At 35.3% G+C, this 22,338-nt stretch carries 20 protein-coding genes; 13 read left to right on the top strand and 7 right to left on the bottom strand.

Annotated features, from left to right (window positions below; translation table 11 throughout):
• Positions 1 to 18: 18 nt before the first annotated feature.
• On the bottom strand, positions 19 to 1,452 hold the full coding sequence (gene sufB / locus ACN5L8_RS13620) for a Fe-S cluster assembly protein SufB (protein ID WP_114706274.1): 1,434 nt from the start codon (positions 1,450 to 1,452) through the stop codon (positions 19 to 21).
• Positions 1,445 to 1,879 (bottom strand): RrF2 family transcriptional regulator, encoded by a 435-nt coding sequence (locus ACN5L8_RS13615; RefSeq protein WP_158536812.1) that lies wholly within the window; start codon positions 1,877 to 1,879, stop codon positions 1,445 to 1,447. Before ACN5L8_RS13615 ends, sufB begins: the two co-directional genes overlap by 8 nt.
• Positions 1,880 to 2,073: 194 nt before the next feature.
• On the opposite strand from ACN5L8_RS13615, the gene ACN5L8_RS13610 reads away from it, so the two are divergent.
• The gene (locus tag ACN5L8_RS13610) at positions 2,074 to 2,937 is read left to right on the top strand and encodes a rhomboid family intramembrane serine protease (RefSeq protein WP_419173290.1); all 864 of its coding nucleotides are present in this window, start codon (positions 2,074 to 2,076) and stop codon (positions 2,935 to 2,937) included.
• Here the strand turns inward: ACN5L8_RS13610 and ACN5L8_RS13605 are convergent.
• Positions 2,900 to 4,159, bottom strand: a complete 1,260-nt coding sequence (locus ACN5L8_RS13605) for a pseudouridine synthase (RefSeq protein WP_419173289.1) — start codon at positions 4,157 to 4,159, stop codon at positions 2,900 to 2,902. The genes ACN5L8_RS13610 and ACN5L8_RS13605 overlap by 38 nt on opposite strands.
• 24 nt (positions 4,160 to 4,183) lie before the next feature.
• Between ACN5L8_RS13605 and ACN5L8_RS13600 the strand changes: the two genes are divergently transcribed.
• Complete coding sequence (locus ACN5L8_RS13600; protein ID WP_419168590.1) at positions 4,184 to 4,801, top strand: DUF938 domain-containing protein; 618 nt, start codon at positions 4,184 to 4,186, stop codon at positions 4,799 to 4,801.
• A gap of 5 nt (positions 4,802 to 4,806) precedes the next feature.
• On the opposite strand, the gene argS is transcribed toward ACN5L8_RS13600, so the two are convergent.
• Positions 4,807 to 6,573: an arginine--tRNA ligase gene (argS, locus tag ACN5L8_RS13595; RefSeq protein ID WP_419173288.1), complete on the bottom strand. Its 1,767-nt coding sequence runs from the start codon at positions 6,571 to 6,573 to the stop codon at positions 4,807 to 4,809.
• 125 nt (positions 6,574 to 6,698) lie between these two features.
• Here argS and ACN5L8_RS13590 point away from each other — a divergent pair, with 125 nt between their 5' ends.
• Positions 6,699 to 7,097 (top strand): hypothetical protein, encoded by a 399-nt coding sequence (locus ACN5L8_RS13590; RefSeq protein ID WP_419173287.1) that lies wholly within the window; start codon positions 6,699 to 6,701, stop codon positions 7,095 to 7,097.
• Here the strand turns inward: ACN5L8_RS13590 and ACN5L8_RS13585 are convergent.
• Positions 7,094 to 7,531, bottom strand: coding sequence for a GNAT family N-acetyltransferase (locus ACN5L8_RS13585; protein ID WP_419173286.1), 438 nt, complete (start codon positions 7,529 to 7,531; stop codon positions 7,094 to 7,096). The two genes, ACN5L8_RS13590 and ACN5L8_RS13585, sit on opposite strands and share 4 nt — an antisense overlap.
• Positions 7,532 to 7,680: 149 nt before the next feature.
• Between ACN5L8_RS13585 and ACN5L8_RS13580 the strand changes: the two genes are divergently transcribed.
• Genes ACN5L8_RS13580 through ACN5L8_RS13570 form a run of 3 tightly spaced genes read left to right on the top strand, consistent with a single transcriptional unit; the run spans position 7,681 to position 10,791 of the window.
• Positions 7,681 to 9,552 (top strand): hypothetical protein, encoded by a 1,872-nt coding sequence (locus ACN5L8_RS13580; protein WP_419173285.1) that lies wholly within the window; start codon positions 7,681 to 7,683, stop codon positions 9,550 to 9,552.
• On the top strand, positions 9,545 to 10,381 hold the full coding sequence (locus tag ACN5L8_RS13575) for a mechanosensitive ion channel family protein (protein WP_419173284.1): 837 nt from the start codon (positions 9,545 to 9,547) through the stop codon (positions 10,379 to 10,381). Before ACN5L8_RS13580 ends, ACN5L8_RS13575 begins: the two co-directional genes overlap by 8 nt.
• Before the next feature lie 29 nt (positions 10,382 to 10,410).
• Positions 10,411 to 10,791 (top strand): MAPEG family protein, encoded by a 381-nt coding sequence (locus ACN5L8_RS13570; protein ID WP_114706264.1) that lies wholly within the window; start codon positions 10,411 to 10,413, stop codon positions 10,789 to 10,791.
• Here ACN5L8_RS13570 and ACN5L8_RS13565 read toward each other — a convergent pair.
• Together ACN5L8_RS13565 and ACN5L8_RS13560 are read right to left on the bottom strand one after the other, a co-directional pair.
• Positions 10,775 to 11,713, bottom strand: a complete 939-nt coding sequence (locus tag ACN5L8_RS13565; RefSeq protein ID WP_419173283.1) for a CoA transferase — start codon at positions 11,711 to 11,713, stop codon at positions 10,775 to 10,777. The genes ACN5L8_RS13570 and ACN5L8_RS13565 overlap by 17 nt on opposite strands.
• On the bottom strand, positions 11,706 to 13,769 hold the full coding sequence (locus ACN5L8_RS13560) for a thioredoxin domain-containing protein (protein ID WP_419173282.1): 2,064 nt from the start codon (positions 13,767 to 13,769) through the stop codon (positions 11,706 to 11,708). The genes ACN5L8_RS13565 and ACN5L8_RS13560 overlap by 8 nt, the downstream gene beginning before the upstream one ends.
• A gap of 172 nt (positions 13,770 to 13,941) precedes the next feature.
• On the opposite strand from ACN5L8_RS13560, the gene ACN5L8_RS13555 reads away from it, so the two are divergent.
• From ACN5L8_RS13555 to pheT, 7 genes are all read left to right on the top strand, one after another.
• Entirely contained in the window at positions 13,942 to 14,871 is a 930-nt protein-coding gene (locus ACN5L8_RS13555) for a lytic transglycosylase domain-containing protein (protein ID WP_114706261.1), read from the top strand.
• A gap of 88 nt (positions 14,872 to 14,959) precedes the next feature.
• Positions 14,960 to 15,649, top strand: coding sequence for a (d)CMP kinase (gene cmk / locus ACN5L8_RS13550; protein WP_419173281.1), 690 nt, complete (start codon positions 14,960 to 14,962; stop codon positions 15,647 to 15,649).
• On the top strand, positions 15,646 to 16,713 hold the full coding sequence (locus ACN5L8_RS13545) for a glycosyltransferase family 9 protein (RefSeq protein ID WP_419168587.1): 1,068 nt from the start codon (positions 15,646 to 15,648) through the stop codon (positions 16,711 to 16,713). The genes cmk and ACN5L8_RS13545 overlap by 4 nt, the downstream gene beginning before the upstream one ends.
• Before the next feature lie 10 nt (positions 16,714 to 16,723).
• Positions 16,724 to 17,746 carry a bifunctional heptose 7-phosphate kinase/heptose 1-phosphate adenyltransferase gene (locus tag ACN5L8_RS13540; protein ID WP_419173280.1) on the top strand — a complete coding sequence of 341 codons (1,023 nt, stop codon included), beginning with the start codon at positions 16,724 to 16,726 and terminating at the stop codon, positions 17,744 to 17,746.
• 7 nt (positions 17,747 to 17,753) lie between these two features.
• Positions 17,754 to 18,269, top strand: a complete 516-nt coding sequence (locus ACN5L8_RS13535) for a DUF4416 family protein (protein ID WP_419173279.1) — start codon at positions 17,754 to 17,756, stop codon at positions 18,267 to 18,269.
• 89 nt (positions 18,270 to 18,358) lie between these two features.
• On the top strand, positions 18,359 to 19,420 hold the full coding sequence (gene pheS / locus ACN5L8_RS13530; protein WP_114706256.1) for a phenylalanine--tRNA ligase subunit alpha: 1,062 nt from the start codon (positions 18,359 to 18,361) through the stop codon (positions 19,418 to 19,420).
• A gap of 19 nt (positions 19,421 to 19,439) precedes the next feature.
• Entirely contained in the window at positions 19,440 to 21,866 is a 2,427-nt protein-coding gene (gene pheT, locus ACN5L8_RS13525; RefSeq protein ID WP_419173278.1) for a phenylalanine--tRNA ligase subunit beta, read from the top strand.
• The last annotated feature ends 472 nt before the right edge of the window (positions 21,867 to 22,338 follow it).

Below are 22,338 nucleotides of genomic sequence, written 5' to 3'. Positions count from 1 at the left end.
CCTTTATATAATTTAAAATTATCCGATTGAATTTTCTAATTTCATCTCAATTAACTTTACTGCCTCAACAGAGAACTCAAGTGGAAGCTCTTTGAAAACTTCACTACAGAAACCGTTTACAACCATTGAGATACATTTCTCCATATCCATCCCACGTTGTTGTAGGTAAAAGAGTTGGTCTTCTGAGATCTTAGAAGTTGAAGCTTCGTGCTCTACTGTTGCGCTGTTATTTTTCACATCAATATATGGAAATGTATTAGCTGAACATTTATCACCAACTAGCATCGAATCACATTGTGAGTAATTCTTTGCACCGACAGCAGAAGGCATAACCTTTACTAGTCCACGGTAGTTATTTTCTGATTGCTCAGCAGAGATACCTTTTGAGATAATAGTCGATTTTGTATTCTTACCAATGTGGATCATTTTTGTTCCAGTATCGGCCTGCATTTTGTTATTTGTCAGAGCTACAGAGTAGAAGGCGCCTTGTGAATTATCACCGATAAGATTACAAGAAGGGTACTTCCAAGTAATTGCAGAACCTGCTTCTACTTGTGTCCAAGAAATCTTAGAGTTCTTTCCTAGGCAGTTACCACGCTTTGTAACGAAGTTGTAAATTCCACCTTTTCCTTGCTCATCTCCTGCATACCAGTTTTGAACAGTTGAGTACTTAATCTCAGCATCATCTAGTGCTATAAGTTCAACAATGGCCGCGTGTAATTGATTTTCATCTCGTTGAGGTGCTGTACAACCTTCAAGGTAGTTTACGTAACTTCCTTTATCAGCAACAACAAGTGTTCTCTCAAACTGTCCAGTCTCTTTAGCGTTTATTCTAAAGTATGTCGATAAGTCCATTGGACAAGTTACACCCTCAGGGATGTAGACGAATGAACCATCAGAGAATACTGCTGCATTAAGTGCTGCATAGAAATTATCTGCTGGAGGAACTACTGTTCCTAAGTACTTTTTCACAAGCTCTGGATAGTCTTGTACAGCTTCTGAAATAGAGCAGAAGATAACACCAACTTTTTCAAGCTCTTCTTTGTAAGTTGTTCCAACTGAAACTGAGTCAAAGACAGCATCAACAGCTACACCTGAAATCCTCTTTTGTTCAGATAGGGGAATCCCTAACTTTTCAAAAGTTGCTAAAAGCTCAGGATCAAGATCATCTAAGCTTTTTGGAGCACTCTCTGTCGACTTTGGAGCTGCATAGTAATATAAGTCTTCAAAGTCGATCTCTGGAATTTCTAGCTTTGCCCAATTTGGCATTGGCATTTTCTTCCATAGACGAAATGCTTTAAGACGGTATTCTAGTAACCATTCTGGCTCTTTCTTTTTTGCCGAGATCATACGAACGATGTCTTCGTTTAATCCCTTTGGAAATTCTTGTGTTTCAATGTCTGTAAAAAAGCCATATTTATATTCTGACTTTGTTAACTGTGTATCACTCATGTGTGACCCCTGTTTTATTCATTAGTAACTCCTCAAGTGAAACCGAAATCAAATGGTGATTCACATGAGAGTTAATTTTTTCTATTGGTGAAATTAATTCGCAAGCTAAGTATTTGTCACATTTTCCTTTAAGAGCATCACATGCTGTCTCTTTAACCTTTCCTTCGATAATATTACTTACTTCAAAAAGATTAAGATTACTTAGGGGACGACTTAGGAAGTAGCCACCTTTGATACCTTTAATGGAAGAGAGAATTCCCGAGTTATTTAACTTCTGCATGACCTTAGAAACCGGATCAAATGGCATATCGTATTTGTCACAAATTTCTCTGGCCGAAGTAAGATTTTCTTCGCACGTGTGTCCATACTCTTGCATATGCTTAAGAGCTGTAAGTGCGTATTGTGTTTTCTTACTTACTTTATACATACTCGTAGTTAAATACCCCTTAGGTATTCCCATTTATTAATAATTTACGTTATGATTCATACTTAACGTAAAATAAGTCAAAAAACAACTTATTTAGGTCTATCTTATCAAAATTCTATGGTTAAACCTATCTCTTCTTCGATTTATTTTGTTGGTTGCTCGACTTTTATAGAGGCCTGTAGCAGAATATGATCATGGCAAATCAAGAAAATGACGCAAACCAAGATAACGACCTGAAAAGACTACACTATATTGGCTCTCTAAGAGATGAACAGATTGTAAGTGTAATAGAGAAACAATTATTAAATGAAGGTATTCATATAAGAAAAGAGTTCGAAAACGACTTCTTTCATCTCTTTGTCGTTGAGTTAAAAGATCTCTCTCAAGCACGTGAAGTTTATCGTGTCTATATTGGGGGAGCAAAACCCATCGAAGTTAATAAAGACTGGCAATATGTACAAAGCCTAAGAATGGGACCAGCTACTATTATAATTCTCGCCTTGTGTGCAATTGTCTTCATATTTGGTTGGATTCTAAAGAATGAAAATCTCTATTATCTCTTCGCATTTTCAACTTCTAAGCTAGACCCGTATCATAATTTAAATGCAGGGGAGTATTGGCGAATCATTACTCCGGCCTTTATTCATTTTGGATTCATGCACGTATTCTTTAATCTTTTATGGTGGAAGGAATTAGGAAAGTTAATTGAATTCACAAAAGGAAGCTTCTTTCTTATTCTCCTTCTTTTATTTACAGGGATTATTTCTAATTTTCTCCAAGCTGCAATGAGCCCTGGATTCTTTGGAGGCCTCTCTGGAGTTGTATACGGTTTACTTGGGTTTCTTTGGCCTTATTCGCGATTAAATCCCAATTTCAAATTTAAGCTGCCAACGACAGATATCGTTTTGATGACTGGATGGCTCTTTCTCGGCTTTTTTGATGTCTTTAATTTTAAGATGGCCAATTGGGCCCATGGTGGTGGATTAGTAAGTGGTGCTATTTTAGGAATTATCTTTGCTCTTATTGACCGTCAAAAAACTCAAACTGACCAAGCTTAAGTTCGCCTAGTTTGATATTTCCAATTGCTGTACGAATAAGCCTAAGTGTCGGAAAGCCAACTGCCGCACACATTCGGCGTACTTGACGATTCTTTCCTTCTGAAATTCTCACTTCAATCCAGCTTGTTGGAATATTTTTTCGAAAGCGCACAGGTGGATCTCTTTGTTCTACTTTCACAAGGTTTGATTCAATTTTTTTAACTTTTGCTGGCTTAGTCTTGTAATTATCTTTAATCACAACGCCTTTTTTTAGCTCTTCAATTGCCTCATTGGTGATATCACCATCAACTTGTACCAAATATGTTTTTTCAACTTTGCTCTTAGCATTTGCCATACGGTCTTTATATTTTCCATCATTAGTTAAAATTAAAAGTCCTTCGCTATCCTTATCAAGTCGTCCAACAGGGTAGAGCTCTTTTGGAAGATTGTAATCAATAAGGCTTAGTTGATCTTTATGATCCTTTCCAAATTGGCAAAGGACATTATAAGGCTTATTAAAAATAATATACTTAAATTCATCACTAATTTTTGTTCTAAAATTATCAAGATCAAACGCTGGCTTAATTTCTAAATTAATCATCTGATTTGAGAACTTATCAAAGAAGCTCAACTTATAAGCACATAACCTTTGTCCATCTTGTTCTTTTGAATTTGAATAAATTGGATCACCAAAGATAGGATGACCAATAGACTTTGCATGAAGTCTAATTTGATGCTTTCTTCCTGTTAGAATCTGAAATTCAATAAGTGAGTAGTCGTTTTTAAAGTCCTTTACCCAGTAATTTGTAATGGCCTTCTTTCCGCCAGAGGAAACAACCACCATCTTCTCTTTACGACCTTCTCTTTGGGCCTTGATAAAATTCTCTATTGTGCCTTCATCAGCTTCTGGCCTACCACTGCAAATTGCAAGATACCTCTTATCAATCTTATCTGCTTGGTGAGAGCTAAATAGCTCTTGTAGATACTTATTTGCTTCTTTTGATTTTGCAAAGAGAAGAATACCTGCTGTTTCAACATCAAGCCTATGTACTAAGACGAGATAAGGAGACTTTCCATCCTCTCTGAATTTGAGATAGCTTTTAAGGGCGTCTGTACAATTATCTCGCATTGGATCGAGAGTTTTGTGTACAGGCCAGCCGGCCTTTTTATTTAAGGCCATATAGTTATCATCTTCAAATATAATATCATTTTCAGATAATCGAATTTTAAGTCTTTTTTTCACGAAATCTATTGTATCATGTTTAACATGACTGATTTACCAATTTCTGAAGCATGTGAAAGAAATAAAGAACCAATTTTTAATATTATTGCCCCTTATTTGGAAAAGGGTAGTAATCAACGCATCAAAAAGCCTAAGTTCTTTGAAGTTGGCTCTCTGACTTGTCAGCACAGTGCTTACTTTGCAGAAAAGTTTAGTGATGTAGACTTTATAACTTCTGAAATTAGGGCCAATCAAGAAACACTTAAGAAGTGCCTAAGTTATTATAAGCAAAGCTTTAAGAACTTAAATGGCCCAGAGGTCTACGAGGCAGGCTTTAATAAAGTTCCTAAAGGATATGGTGCATATTATACCGCAAATACAATGCATATTATGTCTTGGAAAGAAGCTAAGACCTTCATTAAGGATCTAGCGGCTGCCATGGATGAGGATTCTGTCCTATTTATTTATGGCCCATTTAAGTATCATGGAAAGTTCACTTCGGAGTCTAATGAGCAATTTGATAAGCATCTCAAAGAGCGAGACCCACAAAGTGGAATAAGAAACTTCGAAGACATCTGTAATAACTTCTTAAAGAAAGGAGTCTTTTTAAAAGAAGATATTAAGATGCCTGCAAATAATCAATTATTGATTTTTTCTAAGTAATTTAATTACATTCGGCCAGGTACTTTGATTCCTAAGATAGCAAGTCCATGCTTAATGATTTCACTTGTTGCATAAGCAAGTTCAAGTCTTGCTTGTTTAAGACTCTCTTCACTTGAAGCGATAGGACAGGCTGCATAGAAGCTATTAAATAACTTTCCAAGCTCAAATAGGTAAGTTGTTAAAAGACTTGTTTTGTTTTGCTCATGGGCCTTAATTGCAACATCATTAAATAATGAAATCTTTTGCATTAGCTCATATTCTTTAATATTTTCTAGGCTTGCAGCATTGGCAAGGTTAAATTCTTTAGATTTATCAAAGCCTTGTTTTACAAGTAATGAGTTGATACGAGCATAAACATACTGAAGGTATGGACCTGTATCTCCATCAAGTTTGAGCCATTCATTCATATCAAAAACAATCTTACGATTATTATCAATTTTGATCATCCCGTACTTGATGGCACCATTTGCAATTTTAGTTGCTGTCTCGTCAATCTCTGCTTGATCCCATTCGCCTTTATATTTATTTAAGTAGTCCTCTTTGATCTTAGTTTCCATTTTATTAATAAGATCAGTTAGAGGAACGATATTACCCTTACGTGAGCTCATTGCTCCATCTGTAAGTTCAACCATCTCATATGGTAGGTGATAGCAATCTTTAGCTTGCTCAAAACCAATTTTTTCTAAAACTTTAAATACTTGTTTAAAGTGAAATGCCTGACGTGAGTCGACAATGTAGATATTTTTTTCCACACCAAATTCTTCAAACTTCTTAATAGCTAGGGCCACGTCTTTTGTTGAATAAAGGCCTGTTCCATCTGATTTAATCAGAATACAAAATCCTAATTTATCGTCACTTAGATCCATTCCAATAGCGCCATCATCTTTAATAAATGTTCCATCTTTGTAATAGTCTTCACAAATCTTAAGTGATGGAGCATCCATCTCTGATTCAAAAAACCAGCGTTCAAACTCAACGTCTGCCCATTCATAAGTTTTTTTCATTAGATCAATAGACCACTGTCGTGTCTCTTGCCAAAGATCATAGAATTCACCGCTTTCACTATGAAGCTGCTTTAAGATCTCTGTAAGCTTAGCTCTATTATCATCTTCTTTATCACTTCCAAGCTCGTCTTCTAGCTTTGTATTTGCAAGTGTATAGATTCTTCCTAGCCATTCTCCCTTATTAGTTTCTGGGATCGTGTCTTGATTGTGGTATTTTAAGTACCATAGACATTTTGCAACGTGAGTTCCAGAGTCTCCTGGATAAGTCACAGGGTGAACATCCACATCACAGTATTCTTTAATTCTAACCAAGGCATTACCTAAACATAGGTTTCTCATATGTCCCACATGGAGCTCTTTATGAGTATTTGGCTGAGAGTACTCAATCATAGTCTTAGGCTCATTAGAGGTAAGCTTCTTTGTGAAAAAGTTTCCACTTCTAACTTCACTAATTAAGTTTTCAAAATATGCATCTGCACTAAGAGTGAAGTTTAGGTATGGGCCTTGTGCTTTAACATCTTTTATTAGCTTTGATGTCTCTTGTTCTTGGATTTTATCTAAGATTGCACCTGCTATTTGTGGTGGTCCTTGTTTAATGGCCTTCGCAAAACGAAATGTTGGGAATGCGTAATGGGCCATCTCAATATTAGGAGCTTGGCCTATTGAATCGTAAATATCTTTTCTATTAAATTGCGCATCTGGGTAGGCTAATTTAATTGAAGATTCAAGAATATCTGTAAGTTTTGTTAAAATTGTATTCGTTTCCATTTGCATTTCACCAATCGTACTTTATCGCTATTTTTTATATTTATGATATTATCGTATTATATTATTATAGTAAATTTTTTAAAAGTTGGCCTTAAAAGCTTTAAGTAGAAGCGGATAATAAATCAATGGATAACAAAATAAAGCCTATTTTCCTTATTTTTTCGATCATAATGACTATGCTCTTTACTATATCTAGTGATGTTAAAGCACAGGATACACTGACTCCGCTTGAGGACTTTACTCGTCAAAAACTCAAAGAACAGCGCGAAGCGGATGAATTTCGTCGTTTTCAAACAGAGTCTTCAATTGGTAATGGACTAAATAAGGGCCCTCATCTCATTTACTTGTGTTCTCGTCGCCATTTCGCATGTGTTAATAATGACACTATTAGAAATTGTGCTCAAAGACCTCAAATGAGTTGTCTTATAATCAAGAAGTTTCAAAACCAAAAACAATGTTTTAGTGAGCAATATGAAGTTATGTTAAAATCAAGAATTGATAATTTTTGTGACTCTGTGGATTAATTGATCTCACGATACATGAGAATATGTTTTCCTATATTCTCAACATCAAATTCGTCTCCACTTATTTCAAAACCAAGCTTCTGGTAGAAAGGAGCTGCTTCAATTCTTGCATTACACCATACAAGATTACAAAAGTTCTGTTTTATTATTGGAAACGCTACATTTAAAAGCTCTCGTGAGAGGCCTTGTTTTCTGAAGTCTTCAAGAGTTGCCATTCCCTGAAGTTGATATTGATTATCAATATTAAACTTACTGTTTCTATTAAAGTAAAAAGAGGCTACAGATACGAGGTTATTTTCTATAAAAGCTCCTAAGTGGAAAGTTCCCGACTCAGTATCACCTTCAAATAGATAACTAGATTCAACGTTCTCAATTCCAAGAACCTTCTTCCTAATCCCGTAAGTATCTTTTAAATGGATTCTTTTTACTATCATAGTCTGTCTTTATAACAGATATTTGAGGTTATGTCACAATAAAGACCTAATTAAGAACAAGTTAAGTTGTTATGATAGTCGGTATTTTACATATTATAGGCAATTATACCCATATATTAAGGAATTAGGTGCTTGGTTATAATAAACACATGTCATTTAGCATCAAACAAGTTCAACAATTTTTAGAGAAACTCTTTCTTATGTTTAAGGAGGAGTCGCAATTAATAATCAGTCGTGTTGATCATTTTATTATATCAACGCCCTTAAAGGCCTTTATTATCTTCGTATGTGGAATAATTGGTCTTAGGATTATCACTTTAGGATATCGAAAGTATCGACTTAGAGAATTAGACGAATTGGATCGAGCACGTTCTAGCTTATATCGATTTATTGATTTCAATTCGTATTACATCATTATCTTTTTATGTCTTGATATTTTCAATGGCTATTTAGAGAAATTTAATCGTGCTGATTATCTTCTGGCCATGCATATTTTTGGAAATTTTCTACTCGTCTACATTCTCTATATAAATATTGGCTACCTACATAGTTTTCTAAATTTAAACTTTAGAGTCTATTTTAAAAGAAGTAATAAAGACTTTGTAAAAGATAGTAAGAAATTAAGATATATAATTACACTTACAACACTAATATATATCGTATTGTATAATTTATTCTCAACTTTTCTTGGGCATAATATTATAAGTATAATTTTCTTTATTATTTATACAAAAATTTTACTGGATTATGAAAAGTATGCAGACATCATACTTGCAAAGATTATCCCTTCTTCCATATCAATTGGAGCAAAGCATATTCCGAAGTTTGTAATTCATTATGTACTGCCTCTAGTCTTTTACATTTATACGCTTTTATATTCTCTTTACCTCGTTATTTTACTTGCTAATAACACTAGAGATTGGAGTCGTAATATATTATCAGGACTCCTCGAGCAGCACCTTGAAAACTTTAGACAAGATAGCTTTAATGAAATTGATATTCCTGAAGATTATAAAGCTTGTTTTGAAAATGAAGAAGATGTTCAAATCGTTCGTAAACCCGATCCTGCCGCAATGGCCTATGATCGCATTGATGAATGGTTAAATGGTGTTAATCCTTCTTACCACCTGGCCTTCTCTGGAGGTGCGGGAAGTGGTAAGAATCATATCTTAAATAAGATTCTAAAACGTTACTCTTCAGTGAATTCTTTTAAAATAAATATTCATGAAAAGATTACTGAAGGGAGTATTCTACATAAAAGACTCGAACAATTTGTAGGTAATGGGGATGAGGATGAGAAGAAATTTGTTATTGTAAACTCCGCTCATAATCTCTTCTTGTCAAAGCTTAATGGGTTTAAGGCCTTTGATGCGCTTTTTAATATTATAAATAGTAGTTCAAAGAATGTGTTTTGGCTGACGATTTGGAATGCTAATTCTTTAAATCTTATCAAGCATATTTATAATAAATATGAACTTTCTGCAGACTCCGTTTTCATTAGACCATGGGATAAAGAAGAGCTTAAAAATCTCATTATTAAACGTCATGAAAAAAGCGAGTTAGAGATACGTTTTCAGCCGGAATTATTTGAAGTTATGTGCCATTTTGGTGCTGATCGAAGCATTGAAAATGCACTTGATATATACTTTAGAATTTTAGGAAAACAAACTGGTGGTAATCCTCAGGCCGCGATTAATACGTGGTTGAAATCAATATTGAGTATCGATGATAAGAGTATCGAATTACACCTTCCAAGTAAGAAACCAATACATGAGATAGAGAGTTTAACAGATGAGTCTCTCTTTGTCCTTTCTGCAATACTTTCGCATGAAAGATTAAATATCGATCAGATATCAGCAACAACTGATCTTAGTGAAAAGGTTGTTAACTTTGTTCTAAAAAATGGTCTTAATAAAGGCATTATTGATAAGGATAAAGAAGATAATAGCTATCTTATCAGGAAGGATTGGTTATACGAATTAAAGAAGATTTTAAAGAAAAGGAACTTTATCTATGAATAAAGCGCTTAAGGATACAATTCAATCTAGTGAGAAAGTAGCAAGCTTATTTAGTTCGATTAGTTCTGAAGTCATATTGAGTATTTTCTTTGGGTTTTTATTTCTTTATTTATTTGCAAAGACCTTAAACTGGGCACTTGAATACTTAGCTATAAAGATACCTTCTTATCGCTTATCGATTCTTCAATTTAATACAATTGCGACTCATATCACTTATATCGTAGGAAGCTTATGGATTCTCTATGTTGCTATTAATCCTTCTAAAGAAATGGTTTATGCCATTATGGGCTCTGGAGCGGTTGCGATAGGTTTCTCTCTAAAGGACTTAGTTTCTTCAATTATTGCAGGGATTATTCTCATTTTTGATCGCCCGTTTCAGGTGGGGGATCGTATTAGCTTTCGAGATAATTATGGCGATATTATTAGGATTGGTCTCAGATCTGTAAGAATACGAACACTAGAAGACTCTGTTGTTACAATCCCAAATAATTTATTTCTAAGTGAAAATGTCTCTTCTGCTAACTCTGGTGAAAGAGATATGATGGTCTGTAGTGATTATTACTTTAAAAACAATGTTGATTTGAATCAGGTTTTACCAATTTTAGATGAAGTAACGAGAACTAGTCGTTTTGCTTATCTAAATAAGCCTGTTAAGATTATTACATCGAGTGAAAAATTTGAAGAAATAGTAGGCTTAAAAATTACTGTTAAGGCCTATGTTTTAGAAACAAAATACGAAAAAGATTTCACGACCGATATTACAAAACGCTTTTATCAAGGCTTAAGAGATGAGAGTTTGGAAGACTCATTGATTTCTTCTACATCGTTTTAGTCGTCACATATTTATTAGAGGGAGTTGATATGGAATTACAAATCTTTTACCGCTACTGCGGTGTACTTGGTCTTATTTACTTATTACTAACTTTCTACGTCATTCGAATGAGATGGAAGCATCGTGTAGGTCTTGGGCATGGTAAGAATGAGCATATGACTAAAGCAGTTCGAATTCATGGAAATTATAATGAATATGTTCCATTTATTCTTATGCTTACTTATTTTGCTATTCAAAAGAATGCAATTAATCTGATGGCGATTCACTTTCTTTTAGGTGGTCTGGTATTATCGAGAATTTCACATTTTATTGGACTTAGAAAGTCGGCCGGCTCAACAATCTATCGAATGTTTGGTACCGGCGTCATTATCGTGGCATTATTTGCTATAAGTATTACTTTATTAGGTTAATACAGATATCAAGGCTTCCCAGCTTTTCTTTGACTTGTTGGGAAGTCATCTCACCGAAAAGGTCTTTAAGCCTTTTATGAATTGACCCATCAGTCTTAAAACGATCTTCATCACTTGCTTCAAATGAAAATGCTTCTCTAAATGATTGCCAAAATCTATCTTCTACACATGCCATAACGACAAAGTGTGAATCTTTTGTTTGGTAGATATTGTAACAAGGGTAGAGTCCATTATGGAGAAACTTGTGATCTGTATCTCTAATATCTTTCGGCCAAAATGCATCAAATACTTCTTGAGTTGATTCATAAAGATATGAGTTTATTGTTTCAACTTTATTTGATTCTTTAGACTTATACATTGCTCCAAGAAGATCAAATGCCATTTTTTGTCCAAAGTTAATACCTGCAAGAGGTAAGAACGGTGGGGCAACATCTTCAACAGAATTAATATTTCTTAGATGAAGACTTAGTAGGCCAGTCATGGCCAGTGCATTAAGGTCATGCATGTGACTCATGGCCTCTTTTGAGGCAAGTGGAATCACTGCTGCAAAACTTTGTTTTACATTCTTTTGTATGTCTTCAATTGTGATACCAAGTTTTTGTTGAATCTTTTTTGGAATCCCCATAATTATGGCATCGGCCTTAAAGATTGTTTCTCTAATTTGCTCTTGTGCAGCCTCATTATTGAAGTCTAGTCTTAGAATCGTTTTATTTGCATTCAATTCTTCGTACCACTTAGGAAAAGAATTATCCATTTCTGCAAATAGGCCATAGATAAACGGGTCCTTAAATTTAGCATCTTCTATCTTGATTACATCAGCTCCAAGGCCTGCAAGTAATTTCCCTGCAAGTGGCCCTGGTAGGCGATGTGAAAAGTCTATAATCGTTTTTTCGGCCAACGGCCTTTCGTGTGTACTACTCATCTGTTGCCTGTGGTTGGTTTGGCTTTAAGGTTTCAATGAAGTGATCTAGTCCTTCACCAGTCATCTCACATTCATTTGTTCCGCAAATTTCCCATCTTTCACCTTTGTCTTCGTGGAAGTCGAAAACAAAACGTGGAAGGAAGTAGCAGATAAAACCTGCAAACTCTTGATTTGTGAGCCATGCTTTTGGACATTTAATTACCTTATAAGCATTTGCTGGATATGAAAGTGCTCTTAGACCTTCTCCTGATCCCGCTGGGTTTTTTAGTACATCGTGAGTTACATTTTCCATAAGCTCTTTGATATCTTCAAGCATATCGACTTCACCAAATAGTACACTTGATCTTCTTACAAGTTGAATAAGTGTGCTAACAGGTGAGCGGAATGATTGATCAAAACTTGTGAAGTCTTGATTTGGATAAAGTTCCGCATCTTGATCTCTTATTGCTCGTGACTTTAGACGTCCATCTACTAAGAAGTCTTTTATAATAAAACCTAGAGTATCTTTTAGGTTTTCTTTAAATACAGGATTCCCACTAAGCTCATAGATTCTTAATTGTGCTTCAGCAAAGAATACGTAGTCTTCTAGTAGTGAAACTCCAACTGGACGTGTTGTTGTATGTCTTAGTCGCATTCCTTTTGGTGTTGTTTCAAGAAACTTCTTATATGTTCCTTCTACGATACGATTAAATAGAGTACTTGCTGCACTTCTTATTGCTGGAATTTGAGTAAATTGCATTACATCTGAAAGTGCAGAGATCATATGAAAGTTCCAACTTGCGATCCCTTTATTATCTGTCATAGGAGGAATACGTAGTTTTCTTTCATTTAATAATGCTTTTTTAGCATTTCTAATTAAGTCCCAAGACTCAGGTGTGAAAATTTCTTGAGCCTTTTCGTTATTAATAGTTAAAACATTTAAGCCAGAATCAAAGTTTCCTTTTTCTGTTACGCCAAACCATTCTTTTAATTTGTCCATATTCTTAGTAAGGGCTTCATCTTCTGTATCGAATCGTCCTAGTGCATCTTCAAACTCTTGTTGAGTATATGTGAAATATAGTCCTTCGACTCCTTCACTGTCAGCATCTTGGGCAGAGAAGAAAAAGTTTTCTTCTTCGTTAAGCATTTCTGCTTTTAAGTACTCAAGCGTATTAAAGATACCATCAAAGATTAAAGGTGATGGGTAGAGCATACTTGTTTTTGCAAGAAGCTTTAAAAGACCAGCTTGGTCATAGAGCATCTTTTCAAAGTGAGGTACAGTCCAGTTATTATCTGTACTATAGCGATGCATTCCACCTCGAACTTGGTCGTAGATACCACCCATAAGCATTCTTTCAATGGATTTTATTATATGCTCACCATGTTCTTTCTTAACAACACCTTCAAGCATTTGCTCAATGGCCCATTCATAGAAAGCTAGTTGTGGAAATTTTGGAGCCTCTCCAAAACCGCCGTTTTCATTATCTTTAAATTGCTCAAGAACATCCATTACTGAATTTGGGTGAGGGAAGTGTCCCTGGAAGTCTACCTTCTCTGGAGAGATGAAGCCTTTTTCAATTGCCTCAAAAGCTTTATTCGAATTCTCAGTAACTGTTTCAACCTCTTCGTTATAGGCCCTAACAAGTTCTTTTAGAACATCTTTAAATGCAGTTGATTTTCCTTTTGCTTCTTTAGGAAAGTAAGTTCCAACAAAGTATGGCCTTAAGTTAGGCATAAGAAACGCGCTTAATGGCCAGCCACCACCGTTTGTAAATAATTGACATGCTTGTTGATAATAATTGTCGATATCTGGATGCTCTTCACGATCAACTTTGATATTGATGAAATGCTCATTTAGATACTTTGCTGTTTCCTCATCACAAAATGACTCTTCTGCCATGACATGACACCAATGACATGAGCTATAACCAATTGATAGAAAGATTGGTTTATTATCTTCCTTTGCTTTTGTTAGGGCCTCTGGTCCCCAAGCATACCAGTGGACTGGGTTGTCCTTATGCTGTTTTAAATATGTTGATTCTTCATCCTTTAATCGATTAAATCCAATATCTGTCATTTCAACTCCTAAAAATTTATATATCTATTATGCGTGAAATATATGAAATTTAAAGGATAACCTCTTAATATCCTGTAATTAAATGAATATTTTTTGTAAATACTACTATAGTAGTGCGTTATAAGTTTATTTTAACTAGACGAGAGCGTTCAACGGGGGTAAAAAGCCCGTTATGAAAGCTTCGAGTGAGCGATATAACTCACATCTTGAACATTTTAGTGCTTACTGCATGAATGTAAGATCTTTGTTTATTTTAGGTCTGTGTGCAGTGACGGCCGTGATTTCTTTTGACTTCTTTTGGACCCCAGCTACGAAAAATTTTCGTGATCTAGGTCTACTTGCAGGAATCTCTTCTGAGGGGAAAGCCTTCACTCCTTATAATACTTATAATTTTAAGGATACAAACCCATTCTTTAAAAGACTTCATTTAGGATACCTTTCTTCAATCGATAAAAAGACTCTTGAAGACGCTCTTATCGATCATATGGAACATCCAATAGATAAAAGAGCTAAGAAGTATATTTCTTCACTTCTACACTTTGCTGAACAAAGACAACTTGATCCTCTTTGGGTAATTTCAATTGCATGGACAGAAAGTCATTTTAATCCGAAGGCCCAAAGTTATGTAAAGGCACAAGGTTTAATGCAGATTATGCCAAAGACAGGAGTATTTCTTCATAAGCTTCTTAAAAGATCACTAAATAAAGAAGATATTATTCAAATCTTACGAGTTCCACATGTGAATATGGAGCTAGGCGTATATTATTTAAGTCGTCTTTATAAGAGATTTGGTCTTTATCGTTATGCAACTGTTGCATATAATATGGGACCAGGCTTTGTTCGTCGTAGTCTTCGTTATAATCGTCCAGTAGGAATCAAGAATGTCTATTACGATAAGGTAAAGAAGAATTACAAGAAATTGCTAGCAGCTGTTGACTCGCTAAGAGAAAAATCACGTGAATATGGTCACGAGAGTATAATTCACGTTAAAAATCATACTTTTGACATTAATTACTATTTAGGTCTTGATATTGTTCCAACTAAGGAAGAACTAAAGCTAGCTAGTAAAGATATGAAAAACTCACGCCTTGCGAAAAACTAACGACTGCATCGAGTCATCTTTTCAACTTCAAATAGTTTTCAAAAATTGCTATATTCATTCCTTATAATTCACAGGATAAGGAAGTTGTATGACATATTCATCAGTTATTGCCATTGATGGCCCAAGTGGAAGTGGTAAATCAACTGTTGCAAAACTATTGGCCAAGGAATTGGGGATTCTCTATATCGACACTGGAGCGATGTTTAGAGCGATAGGCTTAGCTGCCCATGATGCCGATGTTGATCTTCATGATCACCAAGCAGTAGAAAAATTCTTAAAAGAAATCAAACTCGAGTACGGACAAGCTGATGCTCTTGTAAAAGTCGATGGTAAGGACTTAAGTCAAAGAATACGTGAGCACCACGTATCAAAGCTTGCTTCTATTATTTCACAAATTCCTGTCGTAAGAACTATGCTTCTTGATTTCCAAAGATCAATAGCTAAGGAAAAAGTGTGTGTCATGGAAGGCCGAGATATCGGTACAATTGTGTTTCCAGATGCTTTTATTAAGTTCTTTGTTACAGCTTCAATAGATATTAGAGCACAAAGAAGATACGACCAACTAATAGAGAAAGGTCAAAGCGATATCGATCTAGAACAACTTATAAAAGATGTTAAAAAACGAGATGAAAAAGATATGGGTCGAGAAGTTGCTCCTCTTGTTAAAGCAGATGATGCAACACTTGTTGATACTAGCGAGATGGATATCTCAAAAGTTATCTCAACTCTAAAACAAGACGTTCATGCTCGTGCAAAAGAGGTTGGAATAGATCTGTGAAATATCTCATCAGTCGTACTGACGCCATTGGATCAAATATACTTACAATGCCAATGGCACAGGCCATAAAAGAAATGGACCCAAATGCGACTGTTGCCTTTATAACGTCAAAAACTTCTGCTGTGCTTTTTAAGAACCATCCTTATGTTGATAAGGTTTTTATTTTAGATCGAGCAAGCTCCTATCCAAAGAAAGTAAAAAAGTCTCTGCAAATATTTAATGAATATAAGCCAGATGTCTATCTGTATACAGGAGGCTCTCAAACGCCAAACTTTGTTGCCTGGCTTAAAAAGATACCTTTTCGCGGAGGTCATTTAAAGAGATGGCAATCAAACTTCACTTTAAATCGAGCAATTAGACAAGTACGCTCTGAGGTTGAAGGACATGAAGTTTTCTATAATCTGGCCTTACTTGGTGAGCTTGAAAATTATTCAAAAATTCAAGATAAAGAATATCTGCCATTTTTTAATTTTAAAGAAAGTGATTCAGATATAAGTGACTTTAATAAAGAATTAGAAGCACAAGGACTTGATTCTAGTAAAGAGCTTATCTTCATACATCCGGGTGCATCTGAGGGGATTTTAAGTTGGCCTGCGAAGAATTTTGCAACTTTTATCAAAAGAATTAACAACATCTATCCTAACCGATTTAATTTTATTATTTCTCATATACCTTCAGATATGAAGTATGTGGCGCCAATAAAGAATGAGCTGGTGGATCATGAAGAAAAAAACATATTTTACTTTGATGGAAAGAAAGGTGGAATTGTTAACTTTCTAAATATCTTAAAACACGCTAAACTATTTATCGGGCCAAGCTCTGGAGCAATTCAGATGGCCGCAGCTCTTGAAGTGGCGTTAATTGCAATTTTTTCTCCCATCAAGAGCCAATCTTCTTTACGCTGGGGAGCGAAAGGTAAGGGCTTTATTAAAAATATTACCCCAAATGTTGTATGTGGCGAGCCTGATACTTGCCTAGGAATAGAGTGTCCTTATTATGATTGTATGGCAAAATTAGAAGAAGATAGAGTAATTGAAATAGCAAAATCAGTTTTAAATAAATAATGGAATAACTATGACAAAATTAATTTCACCTCAACGCTTTGATGCAATTGTATCTAACCTTAGTAATATCAAACCGATCTTAGTGGTTGGAGATGTAGGGATCGATAAGTATACATCTGGAGTCGTTAATCGAATTTCCCCAGAGGCACCTGTTCCTTTAGTTGAAGTACAAAAGGAATGGCAAAAGCTTGGTCTTTCAGCAAACGTATCAGAAAACTTAAAGACCTTGGGAGTAGAGTCTACTCTTTGTGGAGTAATGGGTGATGATCTTAACGCTAATGTTCTTGAGGATCTTCTAGAGGAAGCAGGGCTTTCTACATGGGGAGTTGTTCGTTGTGAAGAAAGGCCAACTGTTTTTAAAGAAAGAATTGTAACTGATCACCAACAAATATGTCGTATCGACTACGAATCAAAGAAGCCAATTAGTGAAGATGTTGAAAAGAGACTAATTGGGCGAATTAACGAATTAAAAGAAAACCATGGTGCCCTTATCTTAGAGGATTACTCTAAAGGGGTTCTCACTGAAAGTCTTATTTCAAGACTTGTTAATGAATTTAAAGAGTCAAAGAGTTTAATCGCTGTTGACCCAAGTCGCACTACACCTCCATTATTTTACAAAGGGGTTTCTCTTCTTAAACCAAATCATGTTGAGGCCAAGTTAATGGTAAATCAATTAGGTTACTCGCAGGATATGCAGGTTGAAGAAATTGCAGATGTTCTAGTCGATAAGTTGCAGCTAGAAAAAATCATCATCACTCTTGGAGCACGTGGTATGGCAATGCTTGATACTAAAGGTGATGGTAAGCTACATATGATCCCAACTGTTGCAAACGAAGTTTATGATGTTTCTGGTGCAGGAGATACGACGATCTCACTTCTTGTTGCCTGTTTAGAAGCAGGAGGCAGTCTTGAGGAAGCAGCATGGGTTGCCAATTGTGGTGCTGGTGTTGTTGTTGGAAAAGTAGGAACGGCAACTGTTTCTCAAGATGAGCTAAGAAATTACTACGAAGTTCTTAAAGAAAAGATGAAATAGGTATTTCTTGAGTGATTTAAGGCCAGCTACAGATGCATTGCTATTTATTAGCGTTCTCTATAATCATAAGAAGTGTAATTTAGAAGATATCATTGCCACTTTGGGAAGTGGTTATGAACGACCTATTATTTTTAAACACGATTTTTTTCCAATGAAAGAGTATTATAGTAAGGAGATGGGTGAGGAGCTTTCACGCTCTTTTATTTTCTATCCTAAGCCTATTTCTCGTGAAGAGCTTGTTAGCATTAAGGTGTATTGTGATGAGCTTGAAAAAGGCCGTCAGCAAACAAGTGGCCGATTGTTCAATCTTGATCCTGGTCTTATAACTCTTGATCAAGTTCTATTAAGTAGTGGTAAACCATACTCTCATCGAATCTATCTAAAAGACGGCGTTTACGCGGAACTAACTTATCAGTTTAAAGCAAATAGCTACCATCAATTAGAGTGGACATATCCTGATTACCAGCATCCCGAAATCATCCAGCAATTTAACTGGTTTCGCTCATTTTTATTGGCACTTTAAACACCCCACGTCTTGCCTTTTCGCACACCGCATGAAAAACTCCCAAGGTTATTATTGAATGTTTATAAATAGTCGAATAGGTGGGAATTATGATTGATAAGCTAAATGAGGCTTATGAAAAGTTTCAAGCTGAAATTGAAACTCTTAGTGCACAAGCTGATGTATTATCTCTTAAGTCGAGTTACCTTGGGAAAAAAGGAGCCGTTTCTGAGATCCTTAAATCACTAAAGGATGCAACTCCAGAAGAGAGAAAAGAGATTGGACCAAAAGCAAATGAAATTAAACAAGAAATTGAGAAATTAGTTGCTAAGAAGCTTTCAGATATTGAATTAGCTCAAATAAATGAAAAACTTAGTAAAAATAAGATCGATATTACTTTTACAGATGCTGTAAAGGCCAAAAATAATAATCATGGTGGATTTCACCCAAGAACTCTAGTTCAGCAAGAAGTAGAAGATATTTTCTTATCAATGGGCTTTGAGGTCCTTGATGGCCCACATATTGAAACAGAATTCTATAACTTTGAGGCACTAAATATCCCAGGAGATCACCCTGCACGAGATATGCAAGATACTTTCTGGTTTAAAGATGAGAAATCTCCTGAAGGTAATAAGCACCTTCTTAGAACTCACACATCAACAATTCAGGTCAGAGGGATGCAGTCTCGCAAGCCTCCATTCCGCTTTATTGCTCCTGGAACTGTATTTCGTTGTGAAAGAACAGATGCTTCGCATGAGATGGTCTTCCAACAATTAGAAGGAATGATGGTTGGAAAAGATATTTCTGTTTCAAACCTAATCTACTTCATGAAAGAAATCCTAACGGAGATCTTCAAAAAAGACGTCGAAGTTAGACTTCGTCCAGGTTATTTCCCATTTGTTGAGCCTGGATTTGAGCTTGATATTAAATGCCAAGTTTGTAGCGGTAAGGGATGCTCTGTTTGTAAACAAGTTGGTTGGGTCGAGCTACTTCCGTGTGGAATGGTTCATCCAAATGTTCTAAGAGCAGGTGGCATTGATCCTGAAGAATATAATGGATTTGCATTTGGTCTTGGTTTAGATCGACTTGTAATGATGAAGTATGGGATTGATGATATCCGCCACTTACAATCAGGTGATCTAAGATTTAATTCACAATTTAAAGAATATTAGAAAGGTTTAAGGAATATATATGTTAATTAGTATCGATTGGATTAAAGACTTCGTAAAAGTTCCAGACTTAGATGCAAATGAAATTGGATCAAAATTTACTCTGGCCACAGCAGAAGTAGAAGATGTTCTCTCTGTTGGAGATCACTTAGAAGCTATTACTGTTGTTGAAGTATTAGAAAAAGAAAAGCACCCTGAAGCTGATAAGCTTAATCTTGTTACATTCACAAATGGAAAGGATAAGTTTCAAGTTGTTTGTGGTGCTGCAAACGTTCGCGTTGGAATGCGTACTGCATATGCTCCATTGGGAATTACATTACCAAATGGATTAACTCTTGAGCCAAAGAAGATTCGTGGCGTTTTATCTGAAGGAATGCTTTGTTCTGAAGAAGAGCTTGGTTTCGCTGAAGACTCTGCAGGGATCATTGAACTTGATAAGGTTTTTGATAACCCAGAGCTTGGTAAGAATATGCTTGAGCTTTATAACGAAAAGAAAGATGTTCTTTTAGATGTAGATAATAAGTCTTTAACTCACAGACCAGATCTTTGGGGGCATTTTGGTATTGCTCGTGAATTTGCAACGATTTTTGAAAATGAGTTACAAAACCCATTTAATGAAGCTTGGTCAAAGGACTTGAAGTCTAAGTTCTCTAGTGATGCAGCTCCAATGAAAATTAAAGTTGAAGAAGGGACAAGTTGTCTTGGTTACTTTGGCCTTAGTGTCGATAACGTAAAAGTAGGAGAGTCTCCTCTATGGATGAAGAAACGCCTTCAAGCTGTTGGCCTTCGTCCTATTAATAATATCGTTGATATCTCTAATTACGTTATGCTTGAGCTAGGGATTCCTCTACATATCTTTGATCGTGAAAAGATTAGTGGTGATACTGTTGTAATCAGTTCTCTAAAAGATGAAACTGAATTTACAACTCTTGATGAAGAAAAACGCAAGCTTGTTGCAGGAGATACTGTAATTGGTGATAGTGATAAGCCTCTTGTTCTTGCAGGTATTATGGGCGGGCTTAATAGTGGAGTTGATGAAAATACTTCTAAGATTTTCATTGAAGTTGCTAATTGGAAAGCTGCTGAAGTTAGAAAAACATCAACGCGTTTAGGTCTTCGTACAGACTCTTCATCTCGTTATGAAAAAACTCTTGATTCTTTAATGCTAGAGAGAACACTACTAAGAACTCTAGAATATATCCTAAAAGAAAACCCTGAAGCTAAAGTTATTGGTGATATTCAATATGATGGCCCTAATCTTTCAGAGATTAAACCAGTATCAATTGAATCAAGTGCTGCAAAAATTAATAAGGCACTTGGTAAAGAAGTTTCTTTTGATGAAATGAAGAGAATCTTTACAAGCTTAGATATTCAAATTGAGGGAAGTGCAGACAAGTTTATTGCACATATTCCAAGTTATCGAGCTACGAAAGATATTGAAACAGGATCATGTCTTGTAGAAGAAGTTGGACGTGTTATCGGCTTTGATAATATTGCTCCGACTTCTCCAAAACTTGATATCTCTCCAGTAAAGCTCTCACCAGCACAGAAACTTCATCGTAGCATGAAAAACTTTATGGTTAACCATGCAAGTGCTTTTGAAGTCATGACATATCCTATGATTGGACCAAAACTTTTAAAGAAAGCAATGTATGATCACAAAGGTGGTTTAGAGCTCATTAATGCCCTTTCTAAAGACGCTGCACTTATGCGAGAGTCATTAGTCCCAAGTTTCTTAGAAGCAGCTGCGACCAATGCTAAGAACTCTAGTGCATTCAAATTCTTTGAGATTGGTCGTACGTATCATGCAAATGATAAAGACTTTGTTAAAGAAGAGAGTGTGTATGGAGCACTTTATTTTGATAAAGAAGCAACTCCGTTCATGGATCTCTTAAACGATACAACTCGCTTACTTGATAGTGTTAATATTAATTATCAATTAAATGATCGTAACCCTAAGTTTAAAAGTAATGCAGTTGATGAAGATTGGAATGGTATTCATCCTTACGAGTTTTATAACTTAAGAATTCAAGGAAAGATGGATGGTGTAATCTTCTCTGTACATCCTCTAGTACTAAAACAATTTAAGATTAAAGGTAATGTTTCTATTGCTCTTGTTAATATGAGTGCTTTTGAATCGCGTCCACAAAAAGATAAAGTAAAGTATCAACCGCTAGCAAAATTCCCTGGTTCTACTTTTGACTGTACAGTTGAAGTAAGTGAAGAAGTCGCTGTAGGTGATATCTTAAAGAGTTTATCTAAGCTTAAGATTAAAGAATTAACTTCTACAACTATTGCAGACATTTATAAGCACGATAATATGAAGTCAGTAACATTAAGAAGTGAGTTCTTGGATCCAAATAGCACTTTATCTGGAGAATTTATTACTGAAGCAAGTAATAAGATCGTTGAAACTCTCGAAAAAAATGGTTTTCCACTAAAAAAATAGTTAAAGATTTTAGATTTCTACCGATTATAAAAGGCCACTCACAGAGTGGCCTTTTTTTATGCATTTTTTACATATCTCGACTTTTCGAGTTTTCAGTATGTTACAGGTTTGTCAGTAGGTTAAGCTACTATCCAAGTTAAGTACACTCTAATAATCGTAAGTAATTAATATTGTTATTGAAATTAAGATAAAAAAAAATGAAAAAAACTTAAAAAAAGTATTGACGGACCAGGTACGGTTTCATAATATGCATCTCGTTCCAAACAACAAACGAAAAAAAACAAACGTTGGAAAACAACGCTGATAACTTTTTTTCACATTGTTAAAAAAAGGCTTTACATGTTGAACATGAACATGTAGTCTCGGACAGCTCTTTAACATTCAAATAAAGTATTAAAGATTTGCTGCTTCGGTAGCAATCAAGATGAGAAGAAATCCAAAAAAAGTTTTAAACGGTTTTTGAAAGATCTGA

It is taken from the genome of Halobacteriovorax sp. (assembly GCF_048381875.1).
Classification (GTDB): domain Bacteria; phylum Bdellovibrionota; class Bacteriovoracia; order Bacteriovoracales; family Bacteriovoracaceae; genus Halobacteriovorax_A; species Halobacteriovorax_A vibrionivorans.
This window is presented reverse-complemented; position numbering and strand designations above follow the sequence as displayed.